Genomic DNA, 23,850 nt, shown 5'->3' on the forward strand with positions numbered 1-23,850 from the left:
CCAAACTTACCGCCGCGCACCGACGACTCGTCGGGCCAGGCTGAGCGTCTGGGACGGTGCTGCTACTCGAACCCGGACTCGCCGGTCCCGGTGTGATTGCTGCCCGAGCTGCTTGAACCCGAATTGCCCCAGCCCGAGTTCAACGTCCCGGACTGGCCGAAGCCCGAGTTGTCGGTGCCGACGTTCATGAAGCCCACGTTGCCGGTAACGCCGCCATTGGCAAAGCCGATTCCAAAGCTGCTGGTATTCGAGAACCCGACGGAGTTGACGCCCGAGTTGAAGAAGCCGGTATTGCGGCTGTTTGTGTTTTGGAAGCCCGTCTGGAAATTACCGACGTTTCCGTAGCCCTCACTCGAATTACCGGTGTTCTCCCACCCGGAAGTACTGTTCCCATGGTTGTTGAAGCCCGAGGTTCCGATGCCGGTGTTCCCGAAGCCGGAGTTTGTGGCCCCGGTGTCGGTTGCGCTCCCGTAGCCGGTATTCACGTCGCCGGCATTGCCAGCACCTGTGTTGATGCTCCCCGAGTTCCAAAATCCAGTGTTGGTGTTGCCGGAATTACCAAAGCCGGTGTTGCCGGAGCCGGAGTTGTAGAAGCCCACACTGCTCGCACCGGAATTGAAGAAGCCCACCGTGCCGCTCGAGCCCGAGTTGAAGGCACCTACCGCAAAGCCGCCGCCATTTCCGACGCCCACGTTATCGCTTCCAGCGTTCCAGAAACCGACATTTCCGTGGCCAGAGTTCCCGAAGCCGACATTGGTGTTGGTCGTGTTCACCCAGCCCGTATTGTGGTTACCAGAGTTCATGATGCCGGTGTTCGTATTTCCGGAGTTCGCGATTCCGGAGTTGATGTCACCGGAGTTACCGATGCCCCAGTTTCCGTCGCCAGAATTGAAGAAGCCGACATTGTTGTCGCCGGAATTGAATAAGCCGATGTTGCCGCTGCCGGAGTTCAGGCCATTGAAGTTGATGCCAAACTGATTGTCGCCGGTCAGACCGATGCCGAAGTTGTTGTTCCCCGTGTTGCCGAAGCCGATGTTGAACTCACCAGTATTGCCCAGCCCGATATTGAAGTTGCCAAAATTGCCTATACCGATATTGGAGTTGCCGGTATTACCAAGTCCGACATTCGAGTTGCCTGCCGTGGGCATCACTCCAGGACCACTGTTGCCGAAGCCGAAGTTGGCGTTGCCGAAATTTCCGCTGCCGATATTGAGATTACCGGTATTACCGTTGCCAATATTCCCGCTGCCGCTGTTTCCGCTCCCGAAGTTTCCGCCACCGGTGGCCTGAGAGTTTCCGAATCCAAAGTTTCCGTTGCCACGATTACCGGCGCCGAAGTTTCTGCTGCCCCTGTTTCCGCTGCCCATGTTGAAACTGCCGGTGTTCCCACTGCCGAAATTGAGGATTCCGCTGAGGTTTCCGTCGCCGAAGTTGAGGTTGCCATTGTTCCCGCTGCCGAAGTTTGCATTACCGGTATTGCCGGTGCCCAGGTTTGCGCTGCCGATGTTTCCCAGGCCCAGGTTCCCGGCACCGATGTTGCCGACGGCCGACAGCGCGCTCAGGCCCGGGATGTTCTGCAGTAGTTGCTGCCACGGGGCCAGGCCCGCGGCCGCTGCCGAAGCCCCACCGTGATAACCCGCCATCGCGGCCACATCCTGGGCCCACATCTGTTCGTACAGGCCTTCGATGTGCGCGATCGCCGGCGCGTTCAGCCCGAACCAGTTCGACAGCACCATCTGCACCAATGCATTCCGGTTGGCCGCCACCGCCGCCGGCACGACCGTTGCGGCCCGCGCCGCCTCGAACACCCCGGCGACCGTTCGGGCCTGCCCGGCCGCCGTCACGGCCTGGGTTGCCGCCGCGCTCAACCAACCTGCGTAGGGTGCGGCCGCTGCCACCATCGCCGTCGACGCGGGCCCCTGCCACGCCTGGGCGGCCAGCCCCGAAGTCAGCGAGCCGAACGACGACGCCGCCGAACTCAGCTCCTCGGCCAACCCTTCCCATGCCGCCGCGGCGTCGAGCATGGGAGCCACACCCGCACCCGCAAACATCAGCGAAGAGTTGATCTCCGGAGGCAACACCGAATAATTCATCACCACAGTCCTTCCGCCCCTGGGCCCGACCCAGCCGGCTCCCCTGGTACCAGTGCCACACTCCCGGCACAGCGCGTAGAGCTTACGGCCCCCATTGCGGCGTGATGGGCGTTTTCGCGCTACTTTTCGCCAACCGAATCGACGCTTTGCCGCACGCGGCCAACCCGCGGGACCGGACCGGGTCCACCGCCGCACAACCGGCCCGCCACCATTTCCGGCCAACAGGTCGCCGGCTTTTTGCGCAGCCGCGGCCCTTGGTGGCACACTCGTTTGGTGCTCAACAGGCAGCGCCGATTTTTCTATGGGTACCGGCCAGCGGTGCCCGTGGTGTAGCTGCTTTCGCAGAGCCCCGTGGTCCGCTTCGGCGATTCGGGGCTCGTCTCTTGTGTGAGGCCCGATACCGGATGAGACCAGAATCCCCACATCACGAGAACGCGGAGTCAGCGGAGATGAACACCGACACCCAACAGCTGCCCACCATCGAGGAACTGCGCGAAGAGATCGACCGGTTAGACCGCGAGATTCTGGCCGCGGTCAAACGGCGCGCCGAAGTGTCGCAGGCGATCGGCAGAGTCCGAATGGCCTCCGGAGGCACCCGGCTGGTCCACAACCGGGAGATGCAAGTCATCGAGCGCTACAGCGAGCTCGGACCCGACGGTAAGAACCTGGCAATGCTGCTCTTGCGGCTGGGCCGGGGCCGTCTCGGTCACTAATAGGTCACATTCTCGCTGCTTATCGCAGATATCCTGGTTTCTGCGGTACATTCCGCCGAAATGGTTACAGCAAAGTCAGCTGAGCTACTGCGACTGCGCCGTGCAATGGCCGTTTCGACAACGGCTGTTCTTGCCCTGCTGGCAGCGCTGGCCGGCGGCTCGGCCACCTCGTCCGCGTGGTCGCGCCGTGGCCTGCCGATCGAGTATCTGATGGTGCCCTCACCGTCGATGCACCGCCAGATCAAGGTGGAATTTCAGGGCGGCGGCCCCCATGCGGTGTATTTGCTCGACGGCATGCTCGCCCGGGACGACTACAACGGCTGGGACATGCACCTGCCGGTGTTCGAATGGTTCGACCAATCCGGGCTGTCGCTCGTCATGCCCGTCGGCGGCATGGCCAGCTTCTACTCCAATTGGTATCAGCCCGCGGCCGGCAACGGCGGGGTCTGGACGTACAAGTGGGAAACCTTCCTGACCGACGAGCTTCCGCAGTGGCTGGCCACGAGCAAGTCCGTCAGCACTTCGGGAAACGCGGTGGTCGGTGCGTCGATGTCCGGATCGGCGGCATTGATCCTGGCCGCCAAACATCCGCAGAACTTCGGCTACGCGGCCTCGATGTCGGGCTTTCTCAACCTGTCCGCCGGGCAATGGCCGTCATTGGTCAGCGCCGCGCAACTAGGCGCCGGCGGTTTTCGCTCCGAGGCGATGTGGGGCCCGCCCACCGACCCCGCCTGGGCGGCCAACGACCCGACGGCCAATGCGGCGACACTCGTCGCCAACAACACCCGAATCTGGGTGTACACCGGCAACGGCGGCCAATCGGACGTGGAGGCCGCCGGCAAGCTGGATGCCAGCCTGCTGGAATCCGCCACGCGGATCAGCAACAAGATTTTCCAGGCCAGGTACAAAGCCAAGGGCGGGCACAACGGCGTGTTCAACTTCCCGGCTAACGGCACCCACACCTGGTCATATTGGGGCGCACAATTACAAGCCATGCTGCCCGATCTTCAGCAAGCGCTGGGCGCGACTTAGATATCGCTCCGACTGCCCCGGGTCCCGGAGCATTAGGGTCAATTCATGACCGCCCAGCCATCAATCCCCGACATCGCCGCCGCCCCGGCATGGGACGCCCTGCGCAAGCACCACGATCAGATCGGAGAAACTCACCTTCGGCAGTTGTTCGCCGACGATCCCGATCGCGGCCGCGATCTCACGATCACTGTCGGTGACCTCTATATCGACTACAGCAAGCACCGCATCACCCGCGAGACGCTACGGCTGCTGATCGAGCTGGCCCGCGCGGCGAGACTGGAAGAGCGCCGCGACCAGATGTTCTCGGGCGTGCACATCAACACCTCCGAGGATCGCGCCGTTCTGCACACGGCGTTGCGGCTGCCCCGCGACGCCGAGCTTGTCGTCGACGGCCGCAACGTGGTCCAGGACGTGCACGCCGTGCTGGATGCGATGGGCGACTTCACCGACCGGCTGCGCAGTGGCGAGTGGACCGGAGCCACCGGAAAGCGGATCAGCACCGTGGTGAACATCGGCATCGGCGGTTCGGACCTCGGCCCGGTGATGGTCTACCAGGCGCTGCGCCACTACGCCGACGCCGGGATTTCGGCGCGTTTCGTCTCCAACGTCGACCCGGCCGACCTCATTGCCAAACTGGCCGATTTAGACCCTGCCACAACGCTTTTCGTGGTCGCCTCGAAGACGTTCTCCACGCTGGAGACGCTGACCAACGCGACCGCCGCGCGGCGCTGGCTGACCGACGCGCTCGGCGATGCCGCGGTGTCCAGGCATTTCGTCGCGGTCTCCACCAACAAGCGCCTGGTCGACGACTTCGGCATCAACACCGACAACATGTTCGGCTTCTGGGATTGGGTGGGCGGGCGGTATTCGGTCGATTCGGCCATCGGGCTTGCGGTGATGGCCGCCATCGGCCGAGAAGCCTTCGGCGACTTCCTATCCGGGTTCCACATCGTCGACGAACACTTCCGCACCGCGCCGCTGGAGTCCAATGCGCCTGCGCTGCTTGGTCTTATCGGCCTGTGGTACTCCAACTTCATGGGCGCGCAATCGCGTGCGGTGTTGCCGTATTCCAATGACCTGGCCCGCTTCGCGGCCTATCTGCAGCAGCTGACCATGGAGTCCAACGGCAAGTCGACCCGCGCCGACGGCACTCCGGTGGCCACCGACACCGGCGAAATCTTTTGGGGCGAACCGGGAACCAACGGCCAGCATGCCTTCTATCAATTGCTGCATCAGGGAACGCGGTTGGTGCCGGCGGATTTCATCGGGTTCAGCCAACCGCTCGACGACCTGCCGACCGTCGAGGGCACCGGCAGCATGCACGACCTGTTGATGAGCAATTTCTTCGCCCAGACCCAGGTGCTGGCGTTCGGTAAGACTGCCGAGGAGATCGCGGCCGAGGGCACCCCGGCCGAGGTGGTGCCGCACAAGGTGATGCCCGGCAACCGACCGTCCACCTCGATTCTGGCCAACCGGCTGACGCCGTCGGTGCTGGGACAGCTGATCGCCTTGTATGAGCACCAAGTGTTCACCGAGGGTGTGGTATGGGGGATCGACTCGTTCGACCAGTGGGGGGTGGAGCTGGGTAAGACTCAGGCCAAGGCGCTGCTTCCGGTGATCACCGGCGACGCCGCACCCGCGCCGCAGTCGGACAGCTCGACCGACGCGCTGGTGCGTCGCTACCGCACCGAACGGGGGCGTGCGGGCTAACTCGGCGAGCAGACGCAGAATCCCCTCTCACACGGCGTGTCGAGGGGATTCTGCGTCTGCTCGCGCAACGCGCGCAACGCGCGCAACGCGCGCATGCACGCCCATTAGGCGAAGAGCTTCGCCAGCGGCGGCGGCAGCACCCGCATCAATTGCACCAGCGGCGCCCACGGCCACCACGGCACCGCGGCCCGTCCGGGCTCGCGTTCGATGGCGTCGACGAGTGCCTTGACGCCGGTTTCGTTGTCCACCATGAACATTGTGCTGTTCGACTTAGCCGTCATCTCCGACTCGATGTAGCCCGGCTCGATCACCGAGATCTTGACGGGGCCCTTGGCGTACTCGGCGCGCAGCGATTCGCCCAGCGAGCTCAATCCGGCCTTGCTGGCGGCATAGGCGGCTTTGACGCCCGGCACGCCCGCGTTGCCCAGCACCGAGGAAATGAGCACCAGATGCCCCGAACCGCTGTCGGCGAACATCTCCAGCGCCGTTTCGATCTGCACCAGGGCGGCCACGAGATTGGTTTCGATGGTCGCCTTGTTGGCCCACAACTTGCCCGACCCCAGCCTGGCGCCCTTGCCGATACCGGCGTTGACGATGACGCGGTCGATACCGTCAAGCTCGTCGCTCAGCTCGGCGAACACCTTCGGCACCTGCTCGTGGTCGTTGACGTCCAGGGCCGCCACGGCGATCTTGATGTTTGGATACCGTTGTGACAGCTCAGCTTTCAGCTCGTCGAGCCGGTCGGTGCGACGGGCGCACAATGCCAGGTCGCGGCCCTTGGCGGCGAATGCCCGGGCCATCCCGGCGCCCAGGCCGGAGCTGGCGCCGGTGATGAGAATTTTCCGACGGGTCATCCGGGCAGCATACCGACTACTTCAGAAGCCGCGACATGCGCCGGTCGGCCAGCACCTTGCCGCCGGTCTGGCACGTCGGACAGTACTGGAAAGACTTGTCCGCGAATGACACTTCCCGCACGGTGTCTCCGCACACCGGGCAGGGCAAGCCGGTGCGGGCGTGCACCCGTAACCCGGAACGCTTCTCCCCCTTGAGCATTGCGGCGCCCTGGCCGACGGAGCGGTGCACCGCGTCGGACAGCACCGACACCATCGCGTCGTGCAGGGTGGCCAGTTGTTCGGCCGACAGCTTGCCGGCGGTGGCGAACGGCGAGATCTTGGCGACGTGCAAGATTTCGTCGCTGTAGGCGTTGCCGATGCCCGCGATCACCTTCTGGTCGGTGATGACGGTCTTGATGCGTCCGGTATTGCCGTCCAGCAGCCCGGCCAGGTCTTCGGTACTCAGTTGGAGCGCATCCGGCCCGAGCGCCGCGATACCCGGGACGTGCTTCGGATCGTCGACCAGCCAAACCGCCAGACGCTTCTGGGTGCCGGCCTCCGTGAGGTCGAAACCCGGTGCATCGCCGGGGGTACCGAGATGCACGCGCAGCGCGATCGGCCCTTTGCCGGGCCGCAGCGGCGCTGCGGCCAGCTTGTCCGACCATCGCAGCCAGCCGGCCCGCGACAGGTGAGCGATCAACCACAGCGGGTCCGCCCGCAGGCCCAGGTATTTGCCCCACCGGTCGGCCGCGGTGACGGTGCGGCCGGGTAGTGCGCTGACCGGCGGATCGAAGGTTTTGAGCACCGACAGCGCGGCGACGTCGACGCGGCCGATCGGCAAACCGACGGCGTGCCGGCGCAGATGGTCGACCAGTGCTTCGATCTCGGGAAGTTCGGGCACCTGTTCAGTCTGCCGACCGCGTCAGGCAGGTGTCCATCGGCCCGCTGAGCCGGACTTGTTATGGGGGCCCGTCGGCGCCGGGCTGGCCGAACAGATCGCCGCCGCGGCCACCGGTGCCGCCGGTGCCGCCCTGGCTGGCTCCGGCCCCGGCACCGCCGTTGCCACCGTTGCCGACCAACTGGGCACCGCCGCCGTTGCCGCCGATGCCGTTCCCCGCTGGGGCCGTGAAGCCGGCGGGGATGCTGCCGGCGTTGCCGCCATTGCCGCCGTTGCCGGCAAAGAAGCCGCCCCGGCCGCCGTTACCGCCGACGCTGGTCTGGTACACCGAGCCGGTGCCGCCACCGTTCAGGCTGCCGGGATTGCCGGTGTTGCCACCGTTGGCGCCGGCGCCGCCGTTGCCCCACAGCTGGGCGTCGCCGCCGAAGCCGCCCAGCGCGCCCGGACCGGCGTTACCGCCGTGGTTGCCGCCGCTGCCACCGTTGCCGCCGTTGCCACCGGCGCCGCCGTTACCCCCGCTGCCGATCAGCCCGCTCTGGCCGCCCGAACCCCCGAACCCACCGAAGCCGCCGCCGCCGTTGACGGACAGGGTGGTACCGCTGTTACCGCCGCCATCGGCGCCGTTCCCGCCGACGCCACCGGTGCCGCCGTTGCCGTAGAGGAAGCCGCCGTTGCCCCCGTTGCCGCCGAAGCCGCCGCCACCACCCTGGCCCCCGAACGTAAAGTCGCCGGTTCCCGCCTGCCCGGCGCCGCCCAAGCCGCCGTTGCCACCGGGACCGCCGTTGCCGAACAACCCGGAGTTGCCGCCGATGCCCCCGATTGCGCCGAAGCTGCCGCCGCTTGCGCCGGCGGTGATGCCGCTGCCGGCCACGAAGGATCCGCCGTTGCCGCTGTTGCCGCCGGCACCGCCGTCGCCGTAGATCCAGCCGCTGTGCCCGCCGTCGCCACCATTTCCGGCCTGCCCGCCGAGGCCGCCCGTTGAGGAGGCGTTGCTGGCGCCGGTGGCGTCGCCCCCGTTGCCTCCGAGCCCGCCAACACCGCCCTGCCCGAAGAGCAGCCCGCCGTCGCCGCCGAGACCTCCGTTGCCGCCCGCGCCACCGTTAAGACCCGCGCCGCTGGGGTTGGCGACGGCACTGCTGCCGTTGCCACCCGTGCCGCCCTGTCCGCCGAGCCCGTACAGCCACCCGCCGTTGCCACCGTTGCCACCGTTGCCACCCGGCATGCCGGCGCCACTCGGGACGGCAGCGCCGGCCCCGCCGGGTGCGCCGTTACCGCCGTTACCCCACAACCCGGCCGATCCACCGTTGCCGCCGTTTTGGCCCACCGCGCCGGAGCCGCCGTTGCCGCCGTTGCCCAGAAGCCACCCGCCGGGCCCGCCGTTTTGGCCGGTGCCCGGGGCGCCGTTGGCGCCGTTGCCGATCAACGGACGCCCGGTGAGCGCCTGTACGGGACCGTTGATCGCGTCAGCCGCAACCTGCATCGGCAGCACGTTGGCCGCCTCCGCAGCGGCGTACTCTCCGGCCCCGCCGGTCATGAGCTGCACGAACTGCTGGTGAAACAGCGCCGCCTGGGCACTGAGCGCCTGATAAGCCTGAGCATGGGCGTCGAACAACGCCGAGACCGCAAACGACACCTCGTCGGCGCCCGCGGGCAGCACCCCGGATATCGGCGCCAACGCCGCCATGTTCGCCTGGCTAAGCGTCGAGCCGATGCCGGCCAGATCGTTGGCCGCTGCAGCCACATACTCGGGCGCGGCGATCACCCACGACATGTACGAACCTCCCCGTCACTGCAAAGGCCCCGCAATCGCGAAGTGACGTGCGACACAATGCGGCGGTAACCGATGCTATCGCGAACCAGGGGCCCAATCGCACGCTTCTTGACAAACCGTCAAGAAGCTCATGCTGTGCTTAATCTGGCGCCCCGTAAGAGTCCCGTAATAGGTAGGTATCCATGATCCAGCCATGCCGCGCCCGGGCCTCGGCACGCAGCGCCGCAATGCGGGCACCGACCTCGCCGACCGTGCCCGCCACCAGCAACTCGTCGGCAGTACCCAGATAAGCACCCCACCAGATGCGGGTTTGCGGCGGGCAGCTCTGAAACGAACAGTCGGCGTCCAGCATCACTACCGCCGAGCCGGTGAGTCCCCGCGCACGCAATTGCCTGCCGGTGGTGATGAGCACGGGAGCGCCGACGTCGTTGAGCGGGATGCGGTGCCGGGCGGTCAACGCCTGGACCGCGGTGATACCCGGGATGACGTCATAGCTGATGTCGATTTCGGCAGACACCGCTTCCAGAATGCGCAGCGTGCTGTCGTACAGCGACGGATCGCCCCACGCCAGAAAGGCGCCCACACCGTCGGGACCCAGTTCGGCGGCGATGGCCGCCGCCCAGATGCGTGCGCGCGCCGCATGCCAGTCAAAGACCGCTTTCCGGTAGTCGGTGTCGGTCCCGCGCTCGGGGTCGGGCAACTCGATGAATCGGTATCCGGGCTCGCGGATGAACCGCTCGCAGATCGCGCGCCGCAGCGCCACCAGGTCGCTTTTGGTCTCGCCCTTGTCCATCGCGAAGAACACCTGCGAATCGTTGAGCGCGTTGATCGCCTGCACAGTCAGGTAGTCGGGGTCTCCGGCGCCGATGCCGATGACATGGATGTGCCGACCCATGCAAGACAACGTAATTCAGATCTCGAAATGCCTATCCGGGACCCCCGGTACCTAGTACCCTGGGTATTGACTATCGAGTGTGATCTCCCTAACGTCTGAATCACCTGATGAAGGGACACCAACGATGACCATCGCGGTGAAACCAAATGGGCCCAAGGTAAGTGGACCCAGTCGTGAGGAGTTTTCGGAGCGGTTGCTCAAGGGCTCGGTCAAGAAGTCCTATGAGCCGGTCGTCGACATCGACTGGGATGCCCCGCTGGATCCGGACAAGTTCTATCTGCCGCCCAAACTCGTCTCGCTCTACGGCACCCCGATGTGGGACGAAATGACGCGCGAGCAACAAATCGAGCTGTCCCGCCAGGAGCTGGTCAACACGCTCTCGGCCGGGATCTGGTTCGAGAACATGCTCAACCAGTCGCTGCTGCGCACCATCTTGCACGAGGACCCGACCAGCCGGTCGACGCATTACAAGCTGACCGAGCTCGGCGACGAGACCCGCCACATGGTCATGTTCGGCAAGGCCATCGAGCGAATCGGCGCCAAGCCGGTGCGTCCGCGGCGGTTGCACCGGATGGTCATCAACACGCTTCCGCTGGCCTTCCAGCGAGGTTCGATGCTGTGGGTGGCCGCGCTGATCGGCGAGGAGATCTTCGACTCGCTGCAACGACAGATGATGGACGACCCGGAACTGCAGCCAATTATCCAGCGGCTCATGCGGATTCACGTCACCGAAGAGGCCCGCCATATCCAGTTCGCGCGTGACGGCGCACGCAAGCGGGTGGCCGAAATGCCGCGGCTCAACCGATGGTTCATGGCCAACATCAACGGCGTCGGCGGGTACTTCTTCCGGTACCTGTTCAGCAATCCCATCCCGTACGCGCGCACCGGCCTCGACCCGAAGCGGGCCCGCATGACCGCGCGCAACAGCCCGCACCGCTACCAGATGCAGATAGCCGGATTCGCGCCGCTGGCAGCATTTTTGACCGAGGTGGGGCTGATGGGCCCGATAGCGCGCCGCGCCTGGAAGCGCAGCAAGTTTCTGTGATTCAGGCACCCGCCCTGCACCACGTAGTCATCATCGGCGGGGGTGACCGCGGCCGGGCCGCCGAGGCCGCGTTAGCGGCCGCCGGTGTCGGTGACGTCGTGGTCCTCGACAGTGCCGCCAGCCCGGCGGAGGAAGTGCTCGGTTCGGTGTTCGACGACGACACCGACGCCTGGGCGGTGCGCACCGGCGGCGGCGAGGTTGTCCGAGGCCGCATCGTCATCGCCGCCCACCGGCCCCCGTATGTCCCGTGGATACCGGATCTGCCCGGGCGCAACGACTTTGACGGCGAATCGTTTCATGCGGCGGCCTGGGACCCGGCCTTCGATGCCACTGGCAAGCGCATCGCCGCGGTCGGCATCGACACCGCCCTCGCCCAGCGCCTCGACCGGCTCGTGGAATCGGCGGACTCGGTCACCGTCGTCGCCCACGCGCCGCGCCGGGTGGTCTCCGACCTGCCCTTGCAGACCACCCGGGCCCGGCGCTGGCTGCGTCGCCAGCTGCGCGGCGGGCAGCCGCGGCGATCCCCCAGGGTGGCCAGGTCGGCGATCGCTGCGCTGACGCCGTCGGGCGTTCGCACCAACGACGGTATCGAGTACGGCGCCGACGCCATCATCTACGGCACCGGGTTCGCCATCCCCGATCAGCTGCCCGAGCAGACCCTGGTGGGGGCGCACGGGGTGACCATCCGGCAGGCCTGGCACGACGGTATGGAGCCGTTTCTCGGTATTGCCGTGCACGGCTTTCCCAACTACTTCTTCATCTGCAGCCCCGATAACGCCGACGTCGCCGCACAGCTCTGCTACGTCGCCGAAGCCCTGGACCTGATGAGCCGCACCGCCAGCACCCGCATCGAGGTGCTGCGCAGTACTTTGCAGGTGTTCAACGAGCGCGCCCAACTGAAACCCGTCCAGGCGCAGCGGGTGTCCAGGGCGTTCGACCTATCCGCCGATGCGCCCGACGACGACAGCTACGACGGGGCAGCGACATTGGATCTGGCCGGAACCCGCCTGCCGGTGCGCGTGCGCCTCGCCGGTCACCTCGATCCGATCGACGGCATCTACCACTGGCAGGGGACCATCCTCGATCCCCTGCCGCGAGAGTCGCTCACCCAATCAAGAACCGCGACATTGACCGTCGGTGACCGCAGCGCACCGGCCCGCATCGTCGAACAAACCCCCTGGGGCACGCACTCCGTGGCCGGCGTCGGGGCACCCCCCTACCCGTCAAGCGGCCGGTAGCAGGGGCTTCGCCGCCACCGTTGCGCCGATTCCTCCCGCTCGACCGGGCAAATCCCGATAGGCTGAGTGCCTGCCAGACTAGAGGTTGACCGCGCGGCTTATGCGGGTAACCGCCCTGGGTGGCTGGTGCTGCGGCAGACGACGACACGGACGAGAGCGGCATGGTCGGCGAGGTAGCGTTCGGCTCTTGGAAGCGGCGGGCTCCGGGGATTGACCCGACCCGCGTGCGCCGGTGCGCCGACGAGCGACCGCCACGACCAATCACCCCGCGGTCCAGTGGCCACACCGGCGGTGCACAAATCGGGATACTTGGCCGAAGATGGAAGTCTCCGCCACGAACGTGGGCGGCATCCTCACGCCATTGCAGGGGCCACTTCGAGGAGCAGGACATGGAACCGGACGCAGGATCGACCTGGGAGGCCGGTTCGTGACGTCCCACCGTTGCGTCGCCAGGCGTGCCGCCGCGAAGCGCAGACCGCGGTGGGATGAGACGGCCCGGGAAGGTCAGCGGCGGTGAGCGCGGTTGCCAAGTCGTCCTCGCTGGCCGTTGAGACACGACTCGAGCAATCGGCAGTCATGCTGGCAGTCGAGGGAGTGCTCGGCGCGGCCAACTCGGCGGCACTGCGCGACAGCATCATGAAGGCGACGCTCGACGAGCCGACCGCGGTGATTGTCAACGTGACCGGGCTGCACGTTCCCGATGACGCTGCGTGGTCGGCCTTTATCGGCGCACGCTGGCAGGCCGACACCCGACCGAACGTGCCCATCGTGCTGGTGTGCGCCAATCGCGCCGGCCGGGACACGATCACCCGCTCCGGAGTCACTCAATTCATGCCCGTCTATCCCACCGAAAAAGGGGCGATGAAGGCGGTCGGCCGGCTCGCGCGCCGCGACGTCAAGCATGCCCAGGCGCAACTGCCCGCGCAATTGAACAGCCTTCGGCAATCGCGGCAACTGGTCCGCGAATGGCTCACCTCCTGGTCGAAGCCCGGGCTGATCCCCGTCGCACTGGTGGTCGTCAATGTGTTGGTGGAGAACGTGTTGAAACACACCGGCAGCGACCCGGTAGTGCGCGTTTTCAGCGACGGCCCGACGGCGACGATCGCGGTCTCCGACAACAGCACTGCTCCCGCCGTGCGGCTGAAATCTCCCCCGAAGGGGATCGACGTTTCCGGCCTGGCCATCGTCGATGCGTTGTGCCGCACGTGGGGCAGCACTCCCACGTCGTCCGGCAAGACGGTCTGGGCGATCATCGGCCCGGAAAACCAGCTGTAGCGTGACGATCCCGCTGCCGAGGACCGCGGCGCCGGTGCGTCGGCCGTTTCGGGAGTGGTTGCCGCTCGCGTTCCGCGCGGACAGCACAGCCGGCGCCGGCGACGCACACTTGGCCACCCGCCCGGCGAAATGAGAACACGTTCTAGTATTCGGGCATGACGCCCGCTCACAAAAGGTACGGATGACGTGCGGTTCAGCTACGCAGAGGCGCTGACAGACCCGACGTTCTACATTCCGCTGGCTCAGGCGGCCGAAACGGCCGGCTACCACAGCATGACGATCGCCGACAGCCTGGCCTACCCGTACGAGTCCGACTCCAAATACCCCTACGTCCCAGACGGCAATCGGGAGTTCCTGGAAGACAAGGAGGTCATCGAGACCTTCGTCCTGGCAGCCGCGTTGGGCGCGGTGACCACCACGCTGCGGTTCAACTTCTTCGTGCTCAAGCTACCCGTCCGGCCGCCGGCGCTGGTGGCCAAACAAGTGGGTTCCCTGGCCGCGCTGACCGGCAACCGGGTGGGACTCGGCGTGGGCACCAGCCCGTGGCCGGAAGACTACGAGTTGATGGGCATCCCATTTGCCAAGCGCGGCAAGCGAATCGACGAATGCATCGAAATCGTCAAAGGCCTCACCGCCGGAGACTATTTCGAGTTCCACGGCGAGTTCTACGACATCCCGAAGACGAAGATGAGCCCGGCTCCCACCCAGCCGATCCCGATCCTGGTCGGCGGCCACGCCGATGCCGCCCTGCGCCGCGCGGCACGCCTGGACGGCTGGATGCACGGCGGCGGCACCAGCGCCGAAGAACTCGACCGACTTATCGCCCAGGTCAAGAGTTTTCGTGACGAGCAGGGGAACACCGGCCCGTTTGAGATCCATGTGATCTCGATGGACGCCTACACCGCGGACGGTATCAAGCGGCTCGAGGACAAGGGCGTCACCGACGTCATCGTGGGCTTCCGCTGGCCCTACATCAAGGGGCCCGACACCGAGCCACTGGAGAAAAAGATCCGTCACCTGGAACGGTACGCGGCGAAGGTGATCGCCAAAGTCTAGGTGTCACAGCGGATCCCACTTTGGTGTCCGATTTTCCCGATGCGCCCTCGCGGCTTCGGCCGGGTTATTGGTGAAGCCGGTGAGCATCTGGGTCCGGTACTCGATCTGATGGCATGACGCAAACTGGGCGCGTCCAGCGCGGTATTGAGCCCGATCTTGGTCTGCCACACCCCGAAAGCGTTATTCTCGGCGATCTCGCGAGCCTTGGCCAGCGTCGCAGACATCGTGTCGTGCAGAATTGAAACGCCCTGGGCGACAGACTCGTTCAGCGTCAACACGGTGGTGCCGGTCAGCGGATACAAACCCGCGGGAGTCCACAGCGCCAGCGCATTGGCCAGACTGCCACCGGGGAAGTGCGGTAGCACATAGTTTTTGAGAACGATCTGCATGTAGTCCGCACTCGGCACCAGGATGCCGCTGCCGGAAATGAACGCCGAGACGTAGTTGGCTGGGAGGGCAAACGGAGGCGAGGCTGCGGCTTGTCGCTGCGCCGGACCGGCGAGCACACCGGCAACGGCGGCTTCGGTCTGCGCTTAGCCGTTGCCGGCGGCCGCCAGCGCCCGGGCGAACTCGCCGTGGAATGCCTCTGCCTGCTGCATCACCGCCCGATAAGCCTGCGCATATCCGTTGAACAATGTCGCGGTGGCCGCCGACACCTCATCTGCTGCCGCCCCAGCAGGCCGGTTGTCCGGCTGGCGGCGGCCGCGTTGGCCCCGCTGATCGTCGAACCCAGTTCCGCCACATCCGCTGCCACCGCTGCCATCGACTCCGGCTGCGTGAGCACATAAGCCATCGGCTCATTCCTCCACGACTTGCGCTCCTGCGACCTCGAATCGGAGTGGTCAAACCGATGTCAAGGCACCACCGCGTCAGCGTAGAGCGACGCAGCGCGATCTGTCCGGAGTTTGTGGGCTCGTGAGCACCCGAGGGTGTCGTCAAGGTCTGAATTCGCCGGTTTCTGGCGCGATCTGGTGATGTGGTTGGTCAGGGCATGAAAAGCCCAGAGCTGATCGGCTTCGGTCGGCTCGTTGGAGGCGCCGGGACGTTCGAAGTCGGCCTGGTCCGCGCGGATCCGATTCGCAAGGCCGCTGGGTACACGGCCAGCTGACGCGCCACCGCGCGATCACCGGCTTCGGTGTCGCCTCCCGATACGGCCGCACCGCGCGTTCACGCACTTCCTCCCGCGATTAGCCACCGCCTGTTACAACCGCATTAGTCAGTTCGGATCCTCGGCGACCGGTCGCGAACTCGGCGATATTATCGAACGTGACGTCAGCGATGTTGCCGAGGGCTTCACGGGTGAGAAATGCCTGGTGGCCGGTGATAAGAACGTTGCTGAAAGTCATGAGCCGCGCAAGTACGTCGTCGGTCATGATCTCGGCGGAGAAATCCTCGAAAAAGTAGTCTTCCTCTTCCTCGTATACATCGAGTCCGGCCGCGCCGACGGCTCCGGACTTCAGGCCTGCGATGAGCGCGATGGAGTCGACGAGCGCGCCGCGACTGGTATTGATAAGGATGACTCCACGCTTCATATGCGCGATGGCGTCGGCGTCGATGAGGTGGTGCGTATCGGGCGTGAGTGGCGCGTGGAGGCTGATCACGTCGGACTGTGACAGTAGGTCCGGCAGGTGGACATACTCGATCCCGTTCGCCGCGGCGAACTGCGTGTCCGGGAAGGGGTCGTGGGCAAGCACCCGCATCCCGAAGCCGCGGAGAATCTTGACCATGCACCTGCCGACCCTGCCCGTTCCGACGACGCCGGCACACTTGCCGTGGAGGTCGGTGCCCACAAGACCGTTGAGCGAAAAGTTGCCTTCCCGGACGCGGAGGTAGGCGCGGTGAGTCTTGCGATTGAGTGTCAGCAGCAGCGCGGTCGCGTGTTCGGCGACGGCGTAGGGCGAGTATGCCGGCACGTGCACCACGGCGACTCCTAGGCGGCCCGCGGCTTTGATATCCACGTTGTTGTAGCCCGCGCAACGCATGGCAATGAGGCGTACACCCGAGTAATGCAGTATCTCGATAACCGCGGCGTCCAGCCGATCGTTCACAAAGCAGCAGACGACATCACTGCCGGCGGCTAGCTCAACGGTATCTACAGTCAACCGGGTCTCGAAGAAATGCAGAACATAGTTGTGGCGGTTGTGAGCGCGGAAGCAGGCCTCGATATAGGGCTTGCTGTCGAAAATAGCTATTTTTAGGCGGGTGTCTACACTATGGGAGCCTAAGGACGCGGCAAACGATCTTGCACGGTGCAGGTCCCGGCTCATCGCGGCCAGCATGACTGTGCTCAGTTGGGGATGAAACTCTAACAGCGACTTGAAATCGTCGGTATCGAGTATCCATACCTCTGCGGCGCCGCGCGCCACGACGCTGGCTGAATTCACCTCCTGCTCGAAGGTGCTTATCACGCCAGCGACGTCGCCCGGCCCGCAGGTGTTAAGCGTAACCGGGGCCCCATCATCGCCCCTCCTTACCACCGCCACGGTCCCGGTGCTTACGATGAACATCCGATTGCCCACGTCCCCTTGGCGGCATAGGAACTCGCCATCCGCAAAATGGGCGACGCTGATTTTCCGGGCCACCGCCATAAGCGCGTTATCGTCAAGACCGGCAAAGAAGCGACTGCGCTTCAGCGAGTGCCACATGGTGCTGGAGTCTGCGGTCATTGGGTAACTGGTATTTCCCTTCGACTCAAGGAGCTCTTAAGTAATTCGAGTCGGCGTGTCAACATCCATCCACGCATGGTGGTATATTGTGTCGGTATACGATGCAATCAATATGTCAATATCGAGATACCGCCTCTGGTAACTGATAAAAGACTCACTAGCCGGCTTCGACCACTAAATTGGCATTGGTCGTTATACCTCTAACGGCTAGTTCAATTCCACAGATCACACTGTTGTCAGTTCGCTGGGAGTCGAAATCTGGTCTATTGAATTAGACGGGCAGGCAACCGAACATGACAATCGCAAAAAGTGATCAATCAACAATTAACGCCTATCAGGCTCTTCGCATAGCAGGGCTCCCGCGTCATTGACCAGCGGGCCTGTGAGCTGGGGAGTTGGGGTGGCGCTAACCTCGTCGTGCTAACCCGAAGTTACGACGGGTTCTGACTGGGGATTAGTGTTCTGAGCTGGCGATATGGGCTGCTGTCTCGTCCTGATGTGTAGTCACGAATATGTGTGTGTCATTCGTGTCTGATCGGCGCAATCAGTCTATGATGCTTTGTATGCCGCGCAACCAGGGCAAAGCTCACGTAGTCAGAGTTAAAAAGACGCATGTGGATAAGCAGGGCAAACAGCGCGTCTATCAGTCGGTGCTGTTGCGCCGCACCTTCCGCGACGGGCCCAAGGTGCGCAACGAGACCGTGGCCAACTTGTCGATGTTGCCCGAGGCGGCGATCGCCGCGCTGGAGGCGACGCTGAAGGGACACAGCCTGGTGCCCGCTGGTCAGGAGTTGACGGTGCTACGCGCGTTGCCGCATGGGCATGTAGCCGCGGTCGCGGCGATGGCCCGCCATCTGGGACTGCCCGCCCTGCTGGGGTCGCCGTGTCGGTCCCGCGATCTGATCTACGGGCTGATCGTCTCGCGGGTGATCAATCCGGCATCCAAGCTCTCGACGCTGTCGCGCTGGGCCGATTGCACCCTGGGCGCAGACCTGCAGATCGCCGACGCATCCACCGACGAGATCTATGCGGCGATGGACTGGCTCAGCGACCGCCAAGACGGCATCGAAAACAGGCTCGCCGCTAAACACCTTGGTCCACAAGCCAATCCGTCACGGATGGCGTTGTTTGACCTGACCTCATCGTGGGTGACGGGCCGCCATTGCGAGCTGGCCAAGCGCGGCTATTCCCGCGACCGCAAAAAGGGCTTACCGCAAATCGAATACGGGGTACTCACCGACCCCGCCGGCCGGCCGGTGGCGGTGCGGGTCTTTGCCGGTGATACCGCCGATCCGGTCGCCTTCACCGACATCGTCGAGGTCATCCGCACCGGCTTCGGGCTGGACCGGCTGGTGCTAGTCGGCGACCGCGGCATGATCACCGCCGCTCGCATCGCCGCGATCAAAGAACTCAACGACACCGGAACCGATTTCGGGTGGATCACCGCGCTGCGCGCGCCAGCGATTGCCAAACTGGCCGCCGACGACGGGCCGCTGCAGATGAGCCTGTTCGATACCCACGACCTGGCCGAGATCACCCACCCCGACTACCCACACGAACGGCTGATCGCCTGCCGCAACCCCGCCCTGGCCGCCGAACGGGCCCGCAAACGCAATGAACTGCTGGCCGCCACCGAGACCGCCCTCGCGCGCATCGCCGAACGGGTCGAGCGCGGCAGCCTGGCCGGGGCCGGCAAGATCGGCGAAGCTGTCGGGCAGATCGTCAACAAATACAAGGTAAGCAAGCACTTTCACCGCACCATCACCGACACCAGCTTCGCCTATGAACGCGACCACGCAGCCATCACCGCCGAAGCCGCCCTCGACGGCATCTACGTCCTGCGCACCTCGGTGCCCGCCACCGACCTCAACGCCCCTGCCGTGGTCACCGGGTATAAAAACCTGGCCCATGTCGAACGCGACTTCCGCAGCATCAAAACCGACGACCTCGACCTACGCCCCATCCACCACCGGCTGTCTGAGCGCGTCAAAGCCCACGTACTGATCTGCCTGCTGGCCTGCTATGTGACCTGGCACTTACGCAAAGCCTGGGCGCCGCTGACCTACACCGACGAACACCCACCAACCCGCGACAACCCCGTCGCACCCGCACAACGCTCACCACACGCGCACACCAAAGCATCTCGCCACCAAACCACCGACGCCACCCCACTGCGCAGCTTCCGCGCTCTGCTCGATCACCTGGCCACCTTGACCCGCAACCGAATCCGCTACCAGGACACCAACATCGAAATCGAGACTCTCACCGAACCCACCCACGACCAACGCCGCGCCTTCGACCTCATCAAGGCCACCATCCCCCTCGCCATCGCAGCGTAGTCAGACCCAAAACACCCAAAACCATCAAAACCCCACGTCAAAGCCCAAATCACCTATCCAGACGGTCGCAACTTCGGGCTAACCACTCGGCTTGCATCACCAGCAGCCCCGGCAACTCCTGCCGCGGGGCGGCCGGGTCGAGCTCGCGGTAACGCTGATAGATATTGACGACGACCCGTTCGGAGTCCAGCCAGGTCGCGTACTCGCCGAGGTCAATGGTGTCGACCGCCTCGACGAACGACAACCCGTTGCGGTAGGCGGCTTCGGCTTGCTCGGCGATATACACCAGATAGTCACGGACGGCACGGATCCCGTCGCAGTCGGTAACCGGGCCATGGCCCGGCACCACGACGGAGGGGTCCAGCGCGATCATGGCATCGCAAGCCGTTATCCAGTTAGCGATCGGGCCGGCCCAGACGATCGGCGTGCAGCCGATGAACAGCAAGTCCCCGGCGAAGAGCACACCGGCGTCGGGCACGTGCACCACCGAATCGGCGGCGGTGTGGGCGGGTCCGAGGTTCAGCAGTTCCACCCGTCTGCCGCCGACATCGATGGTCCACCGACGGTCGAAGGTCTGGTCGGCGTTGCGTACCGTGATGCCGCTGAAGTCGAAGTGCCCGAAGCGGTCTCGCGCATAGCCGGTGGCGATCGGGCCCAGGTCGGCGGTTTGCAGCCGGGCCAACATGTCCGGGTGCATGCCATGCGCGATCTCCTCGGCCGTGCCGGTGGCGGCGATGATCCGGACCGAGCGATCCAACAGTTGGTTGCCGTGGGTGTGGTCGCCGTTGGAGTGGGTGATCAGCGCGTCGGTGATGGGTGCACGATCGGTGATCGGCTTCATCGCGTCCAGCATCTCGCGGGTCAGGGCCAAGTCGAACAGCGTGTCCACCAACAACGATGCGCCCGCGCCGGCGACCAGCCCGGCGTTGCTCCAACCGTACCCGCCGTCCGGCAGCGTCCACGCCCACACCTGGTCGGCGACCTCGTGCAGCCCGCGTGTGTAGGGCACTCGCGCCGGCGCCGGGTTGACACGGGTGCGCGGCGGCGGCGCTTCGGGGTTGCGCCGGGGCGTCAATGGATGCGGCGCCGAGCTGACCCGTACCGTCTGGCGCGTCTCACCGAGTCCGTCGACCCGCAGGGTCACCACGTCGCCGTCGTGCAGCCAGCCCGGGAACGAGTCGAGCTTGCCCAGGTGCTCCACCAGCGTGCAGGTGGGCACCGTGCCGGAGCCGAACACGTCACCGGGTCGCAGCGTCACCCCGCGCGAGGCATAAGAGATCACCTCAGCGAATGTCCAGTCCATCGCCGCGGTCGAGCCGGCGCCGATCACGGTGTCGTTGACCAACGCGGTGACTTGCAGGCTCAGCCTGCCGTCGCGGCGGTAGGGCTCCAGCTCGTCCGGGGTGACCAAATATGGACCCAGGGTGACTCCGCTGTCTTTGCCCTTGGCCTGTCCGATGCGCAGCTGGCCTTCCAGCATCTGCAGGTCGCGTGCCGACCAGTCGTTGAAAATCGTGTAGCCGACGATCGACTGTCCGGCCTGCTCGACGGTCAGGTCCTTGCCGCCGGTTCCGATCACCGCCGCGATTTCCAATTCGAAGTCCTGCCAGGCACTTCCGGGCGCCGTCGGCGCATCGTCGTAGGGACCCAAAACCGTTGCCGGACAGGCGAAGTAAAACGCCGGGATACGATACCAGGTGTCGACGAGCACTCGGCCGCCGCCCATGGCCTCCTGACAGTTGCGCACATGGTCCAGGAAGCACAGCGAGTCCCGGATCGACGGCGGGCGTGGGATGGGCGCCGCCAGCGACACGTCGGCGAGACCGACGACCGCAGCCGGTGCCCGCATTGCGGCCTCGCCGGCGGCGCGCAGCCGGTCGGCGCCACCGCCGAGCAGGTCGAGCAGCGCCACTCCCGGTGGCAGGGCATAGATCTTGTCACCGGACAGCACGCCGGCCCGTTCGCCGTCCTCGCTGCGGTAGGTCACCCACTTCATTCCCGCACCACCTCACTCGGATCCTTGTCCGGGCGCAGCCCGCGCCAACTCGTTTGGCGCAGCCGATCGTCGGGGGTCCATTCGCTGTAGCGCACTTCGCCGACCAGGGTCGGCTTGACGAATGTGACACCCTTGGCCTCACGCGCTGGAAGCGAAGCGCCGAAAGGGTTTTCGTCGGTGTGCAACGGCGCCAGCGTCCTTTTCAAGTTGTCCAGGTCGCGTTGGGTGAAACCCGTTCCGACTCGCCCGGCGAAATGCAGCCCGGCTGCACCGGGAATGCCCATCAGCAGCGAGCCGATACCGCTGCTGCGGCCGCCCTCCCCGGTCCGCCAGCCCCCGATGACGACCTCTTGGGTGTTCCAGTGCTTGTCTTTGATCCATGCCGCCGAGCGCCGGCCCGGCTGATAACCGGAATCACGCCGCTTGGCGATCACCCCCTCCCAGCCGCGCTTGCGGGAGTATTCCATGGCTTCGGCTCCATCGCCGGGCAGCAGCTCCGGAACAATGAGTTCACTTGCGGCGGCGAGCGTTTCCAGCAGCTTGCGCCGGTCCTGGTACTTGGCCCGCAGCAGTGCGCGGCCGTCGAGGTAAAGCAGGTCGAACGCCCAGAACTCGATCCGGGTGGCCCGGACCCGGTTCTGCATTTCGTTGAAGCTGGGCACGCCGGCGGGGTCGAGTGCGACCACCTCCCCGTCGAGCACCACCTGATGATCAGCGAGACCGGCTGCCAGCGAACGTAATTGCGGGTATTCCCCGGTGACGTCGCGGCCGCTGCGGGAGCGCAGCCGAACGGAACCGTGGTCGGCTTCCACCAGTAACCGGTAACCGTCCCACTTGCCCTCGAAGGCCCACTGACCCGCCTTCAGACGCGCGACCGAACCGTGGGTGGTGAGCATCGGAGCGAGACTGTCGAAGTCGAAGACCTGCTGGTCTTTCATGCGGTGCGCCAGCCACTGGTTGCCGTCGGTGTGAATCAGCGCATACCGCCCGGAGATCCGGTTGCCGTGCAGGTTGACGATCACTTCGTCTTCGCGAAACTTCTCGGTGTCGTAAGTGCCGGAATCCCAGATGAACACCTTGCCGGCGCCGTACTCCCCCTTCGGGATGGTGCCCTCAAATGCCGCATATTCCAGCGGATGATCTTCGGTGCGCACCGCAAGATGGTTCACCGAGGTGGTTTCCGGCAGGTTCTTCGGCACCGCCCACGACACCAGCACGCCGTCGCGTTCCAGCCGGAAGTCGTAGTGCAGCCGGCGGGCGTGGTGCTCCTGGATGACAAAGATATTACCTTGGCCGACAATAGGTTTAGACCGAGGTACCGGCTCCGGGGTCTTCGACGCGTCGCGCATGCTGCGGTACTTGGTCAGCCGGTCCACGCCGGGCAGGTCGGCATCCAACGGCGCGAGCAGATCACCGTCGCGGGAGACCCGGGCCAGCACCTCGTCATAGCGCAGCTGCCGCAGCCCGGGGTCGTCGAGCTCCTCCCAGCTGCGGGGCGCCGCGACCGTCGGCTGGTCGCGGCCGCGCAGTGAGTACGGCGCGATGGTGGTCTTGGACCCGTTGTTCTGGCTCCAGTCCAAAAACACCTTGCCTGCCCGCAGGCTCTTGGTCATGGTCGCGGTGACCAGCGTGGGCATCGCCTTCTCCAGCTGTTGCGCAACCCGTTTGGCCAGCACCGTGGCGCCTCTGCTGCTCACCGGCTGATCCAGCGGCGCATACAGATGCAGGCCCTTGCTGCCGCTGGTCAGCGGGAAGGTGGTCAGCCCGATATCGGTGATCAGGTCCCGGACCGCATGTGCGACCTCGGCCAGCTGGGCCATCGTCACGCCCTCGCCCGGGTCCAGGTCGAACACCAATCGGGTCGCGGGACCGGGTTTCAGCTCTTGCGCGCCGCGTCGCGTCCATTCGGCGACGAACCGCCACTGCGGCACGTGCACCTCGAGCGCCGCCTGCTGAGCTATCCAGGCCAGCCCCGTCACGCTGTCGATGATCGGATAGGTGGTAGTTCCGGACCGGTGTTCGACGCTTGCCCGCGGCAGCCAGTCCGGCGCCGAAGATGCCAGCTGCTTTTCGAAGAACGACGGCTGGTCGACTCCGTTGGGCCAGCGTTTGCGGGTCGCCGGACGCCCGGCGATATGCGGCACCATCACCTCGGCGATGCGGGTGTAGTAGTCGAAGACATCGCGCTTGGTAGTCCCGGTCGCCGGATAGAGCAGCTTGTCCGCGTTGGTCAACGTCACCCGCGGCTCCGTCGCCGAACCCATACCTTCAACGTAACCCGTTGACATGG

16 protein-coding genes and 4 pseudogenes are annotated in these 23,850 nt (G+C 65.3%); 8 read left to right on the forward strand and 12 right to left on the reverse strand.

Annotated elements, in window-relative coordinates; all coding sequences use genetic code 11:
- Positions 1-62: 62 nt before the first annotated feature.
- The gene (locus B4U45_RS08810; protein WP_075549181.1) at positions 63-2,093 is read right to left on the reverse strand and encodes a PPE family protein; all 2,031 of its coding nucleotides are present in this window, start codon (positions 2,091-2,093) and stop codon (positions 63-65) included.
- A 404-nt stretch (positions 2,094-2,497) separates the two neighbouring features.
- On the opposite strand from B4U45_RS08810, the gene B4U45_RS08815 reads away from it, so the two are divergent.
- From B4U45_RS08815 to pgi, 3 genes are read left to right on the forward strand one after another with little or no spacing between them, the layout of a single operon-like run.
- A complete protein-coding gene (locus tag B4U45_RS08815) occupies positions 2,498-2,806 on the forward strand; it encodes a chorismate mutase (RefSeq protein WP_075549180.1) in 309 nt (102 codons plus the stop codon).
- Between the two features lie 60 nt (positions 2,807-2,866).
- Entirely contained in the window at positions 2,867-3,838 is a 972-nt protein-coding gene (locus B4U45_RS08820; protein WP_075549179.1) for an esterase family protein, read from the forward strand.
- A 45-nt stretch (positions 3,839-3,883) separates the two neighbouring features.
- Positions 3,884-5,548: a glucose-6-phosphate isomerase gene (gene pgi / locus B4U45_RS08825; protein ID WP_075549178.1), complete on the forward strand. Its 1,665-nt coding sequence runs from the start codon at positions 3,884-3,886 to the stop codon at positions 5,546-5,548.
- A gap of 104 nt (positions 5,549-5,652) precedes the next feature.
- On the opposite strand, the gene B4U45_RS08830 is transcribed toward pgi, so the two are convergent.
- From B4U45_RS08830 to cobF, 5 genes and pseudogenes are all read right to left on the reverse strand, one after another.
- Positions 5,653-6,402, reverse strand: a complete 750-nt coding sequence (locus B4U45_RS08830; protein ID WP_075549177.1) for an SDR family oxidoreductase — start codon at positions 6,400-6,402, stop codon at positions 5,653-5,655.
- Positions 6,403-6,418: 16 nt separating this feature from the next.
- The gene (locus B4U45_RS29040) at positions 6,419-6,907 is read right to left on the reverse strand and encodes a zinc finger domain-containing protein (protein ID WP_371687258.1); all 489 of its coding nucleotides are present in this window, start codon (positions 6,905-6,907) and stop codon (positions 6,419-6,421) included.
- A gap of 132 nt (positions 6,908-7,039) precedes the next feature.
- A pseudogene (locus B4U45_RS29045) lies at positions 7,040-7,282 on the reverse strand (DNA-formamidopyrimidine glycosylase family protein); the annotation flags it as partial.
- A gap of 58 nt (positions 7,283-7,340) precedes the next feature.
- Positions 7,341-9,050 (reverse strand): PE family protein, encoded by a 1,710-nt coding sequence (locus B4U45_RS08840; RefSeq protein WP_122526505.1) that lies wholly within the window; start codon positions 9,048-9,050, stop codon positions 7,341-7,343.
- A 139-nt stretch (positions 9,051-9,189) separates the two neighbouring features.
- A complete protein-coding gene (gene cobF, locus B4U45_RS08845; protein WP_075549174.1) occupies positions 9,190-9,945 on the reverse strand; it encodes a precorrin-6A synthase (deacetylating) in 756 nt (251 codons plus the stop codon).
- Between the two features lie 124 nt (positions 9,946-10,069).
- On the opposite strand from cobF, the gene B4U45_RS08850 reads away from it, so the two are divergent.
- The 4 genes from B4U45_RS08850 to B4U45_RS08865 all read left to right on the forward strand — a co-directional run bounded on the left by B4U45_RS08850 (position 10,070) and on the right by B4U45_RS08865 (position 14,559).
- Positions 10,070-10,990: an AurF N-oxygenase family protein gene (locus B4U45_RS08850; RefSeq protein WP_075549173.1), complete on the forward strand. Its 921-nt coding sequence runs from the start codon at positions 10,070-10,072 to the stop codon at positions 10,988-10,990.
- Positions 10,991-11,241: 251 nt separating this feature from the next.
- Positions 11,242-12,228 carry a DUF4873 domain-containing protein gene (locus B4U45_RS08855; RefSeq protein ID WP_240316688.1) on the forward strand — a complete coding sequence of 329 codons (987 nt, stop codon included), beginning with the start codon at positions 11,242-11,244 and terminating at the stop codon, positions 12,226-12,228.
- 513 nt (positions 12,229-12,741) lie between these two features.
- Positions 12,742-13,503, forward strand: a complete 762-nt coding sequence (locus B4U45_RS08860; RefSeq protein WP_075549172.1) for an STAS domain-containing protein — start codon at positions 12,742-12,744, stop codon at positions 13,501-13,503.
- Positions 13,504-13,689: 186 nt separating this feature from the next.
- The gene (locus B4U45_RS08865; RefSeq protein WP_075549171.1) at positions 13,690-14,559 is read left to right on the forward strand and encodes an LLM class flavin-dependent oxidoreductase; all 870 of its coding nucleotides are present in this window, start codon (positions 13,690-13,692) and stop codon (positions 14,557-14,559) included.
- Between the two features lie 3 nt (positions 14,560-14,562).
- Here B4U45_RS08865 and B4U45_RS29050 read toward each other — a convergent pair.
- The 4 genes and pseudogenes from B4U45_RS29050 to B4U45_RS08880 form a co-directional block, all read right to left on the reverse strand.
- A pseudogene (locus B4U45_RS29050) lies at positions 14,563-14,783 on the reverse strand (enoyl-CoA hydratase/isomerase family protein); the annotation flags it as partial.
- Positions 14,784-14,810: 27 nt separating this feature from the next.
- Positions 14,811-14,948 (reverse strand): annotated as a pseudogene (locus B4U45_RS29055) (hypothetical protein); the annotation flags it as partial.
- A 144-nt stretch (positions 14,949-15,092) separates the two neighbouring features.
- Positions 15,093-15,352: pseudogene (locus tag B4U45_RS30335) on the reverse strand (PE family protein).
- A 394-nt stretch (positions 15,353-15,746) separates the two neighbouring features.
- Positions 15,747-17,225, reverse strand: a complete 1,479-nt coding sequence (locus tag B4U45_RS08880; RefSeq protein WP_082275617.1) for a D-lactate dehydrogenase family protein — start codon at positions 17,223-17,225, stop codon at positions 15,747-15,749.
- Positions 17,226-17,788: 563 nt separating this feature from the next.
- Here B4U45_RS08880 and B4U45_RS08885 point away from each other — a divergent pair.
- Positions 17,789-19,564 (forward strand): IS1634 family transposase, encoded by a 1,776-nt coding sequence (locus tag B4U45_RS08885; RefSeq protein ID WP_240316428.1) that lies wholly within the window; start codon positions 17,789-17,791, stop codon positions 19,562-19,564.
- Positions 19,565-19,613: 49 nt separating this feature from the next.
- Here the strand turns inward: B4U45_RS08885 and B4U45_RS08890 are convergent, their stop codons facing one another.
- Both B4U45_RS08890 and B4U45_RS08895 read right to left on the reverse strand, forming a co-directional pair.
- On the reverse strand, positions 19,614-21,560 hold the full coding sequence (locus B4U45_RS08890) for a fumarylacetoacetate hydrolase family protein (RefSeq protein ID WP_075549605.1): 1,947 nt from the start codon (positions 21,558-21,560) through the stop codon (positions 19,614-19,616).
- On the reverse strand, positions 21,557-23,824 hold the full coding sequence (locus tag B4U45_RS08895) for an ATP-dependent DNA ligase (RefSeq protein ID WP_075549606.1): 2,268 nt from the start codon (positions 23,822-23,824) through the stop codon (positions 21,557-21,559). The genes B4U45_RS08890 and B4U45_RS08895 overlap by 4 nt, the downstream gene beginning before the upstream one ends.
- Positions 23,825-23,850 lie beyond the last annotated feature (26 nt).

This window comes from Mycobacterium persicum (genome assembly GCF_002086915.1).
Taxonomy (GTDB): Bacteria; Actinomycetota; Actinomycetes; order Mycobacteriales; family Mycobacteriaceae; genus Mycobacterium; species Mycobacterium persicum.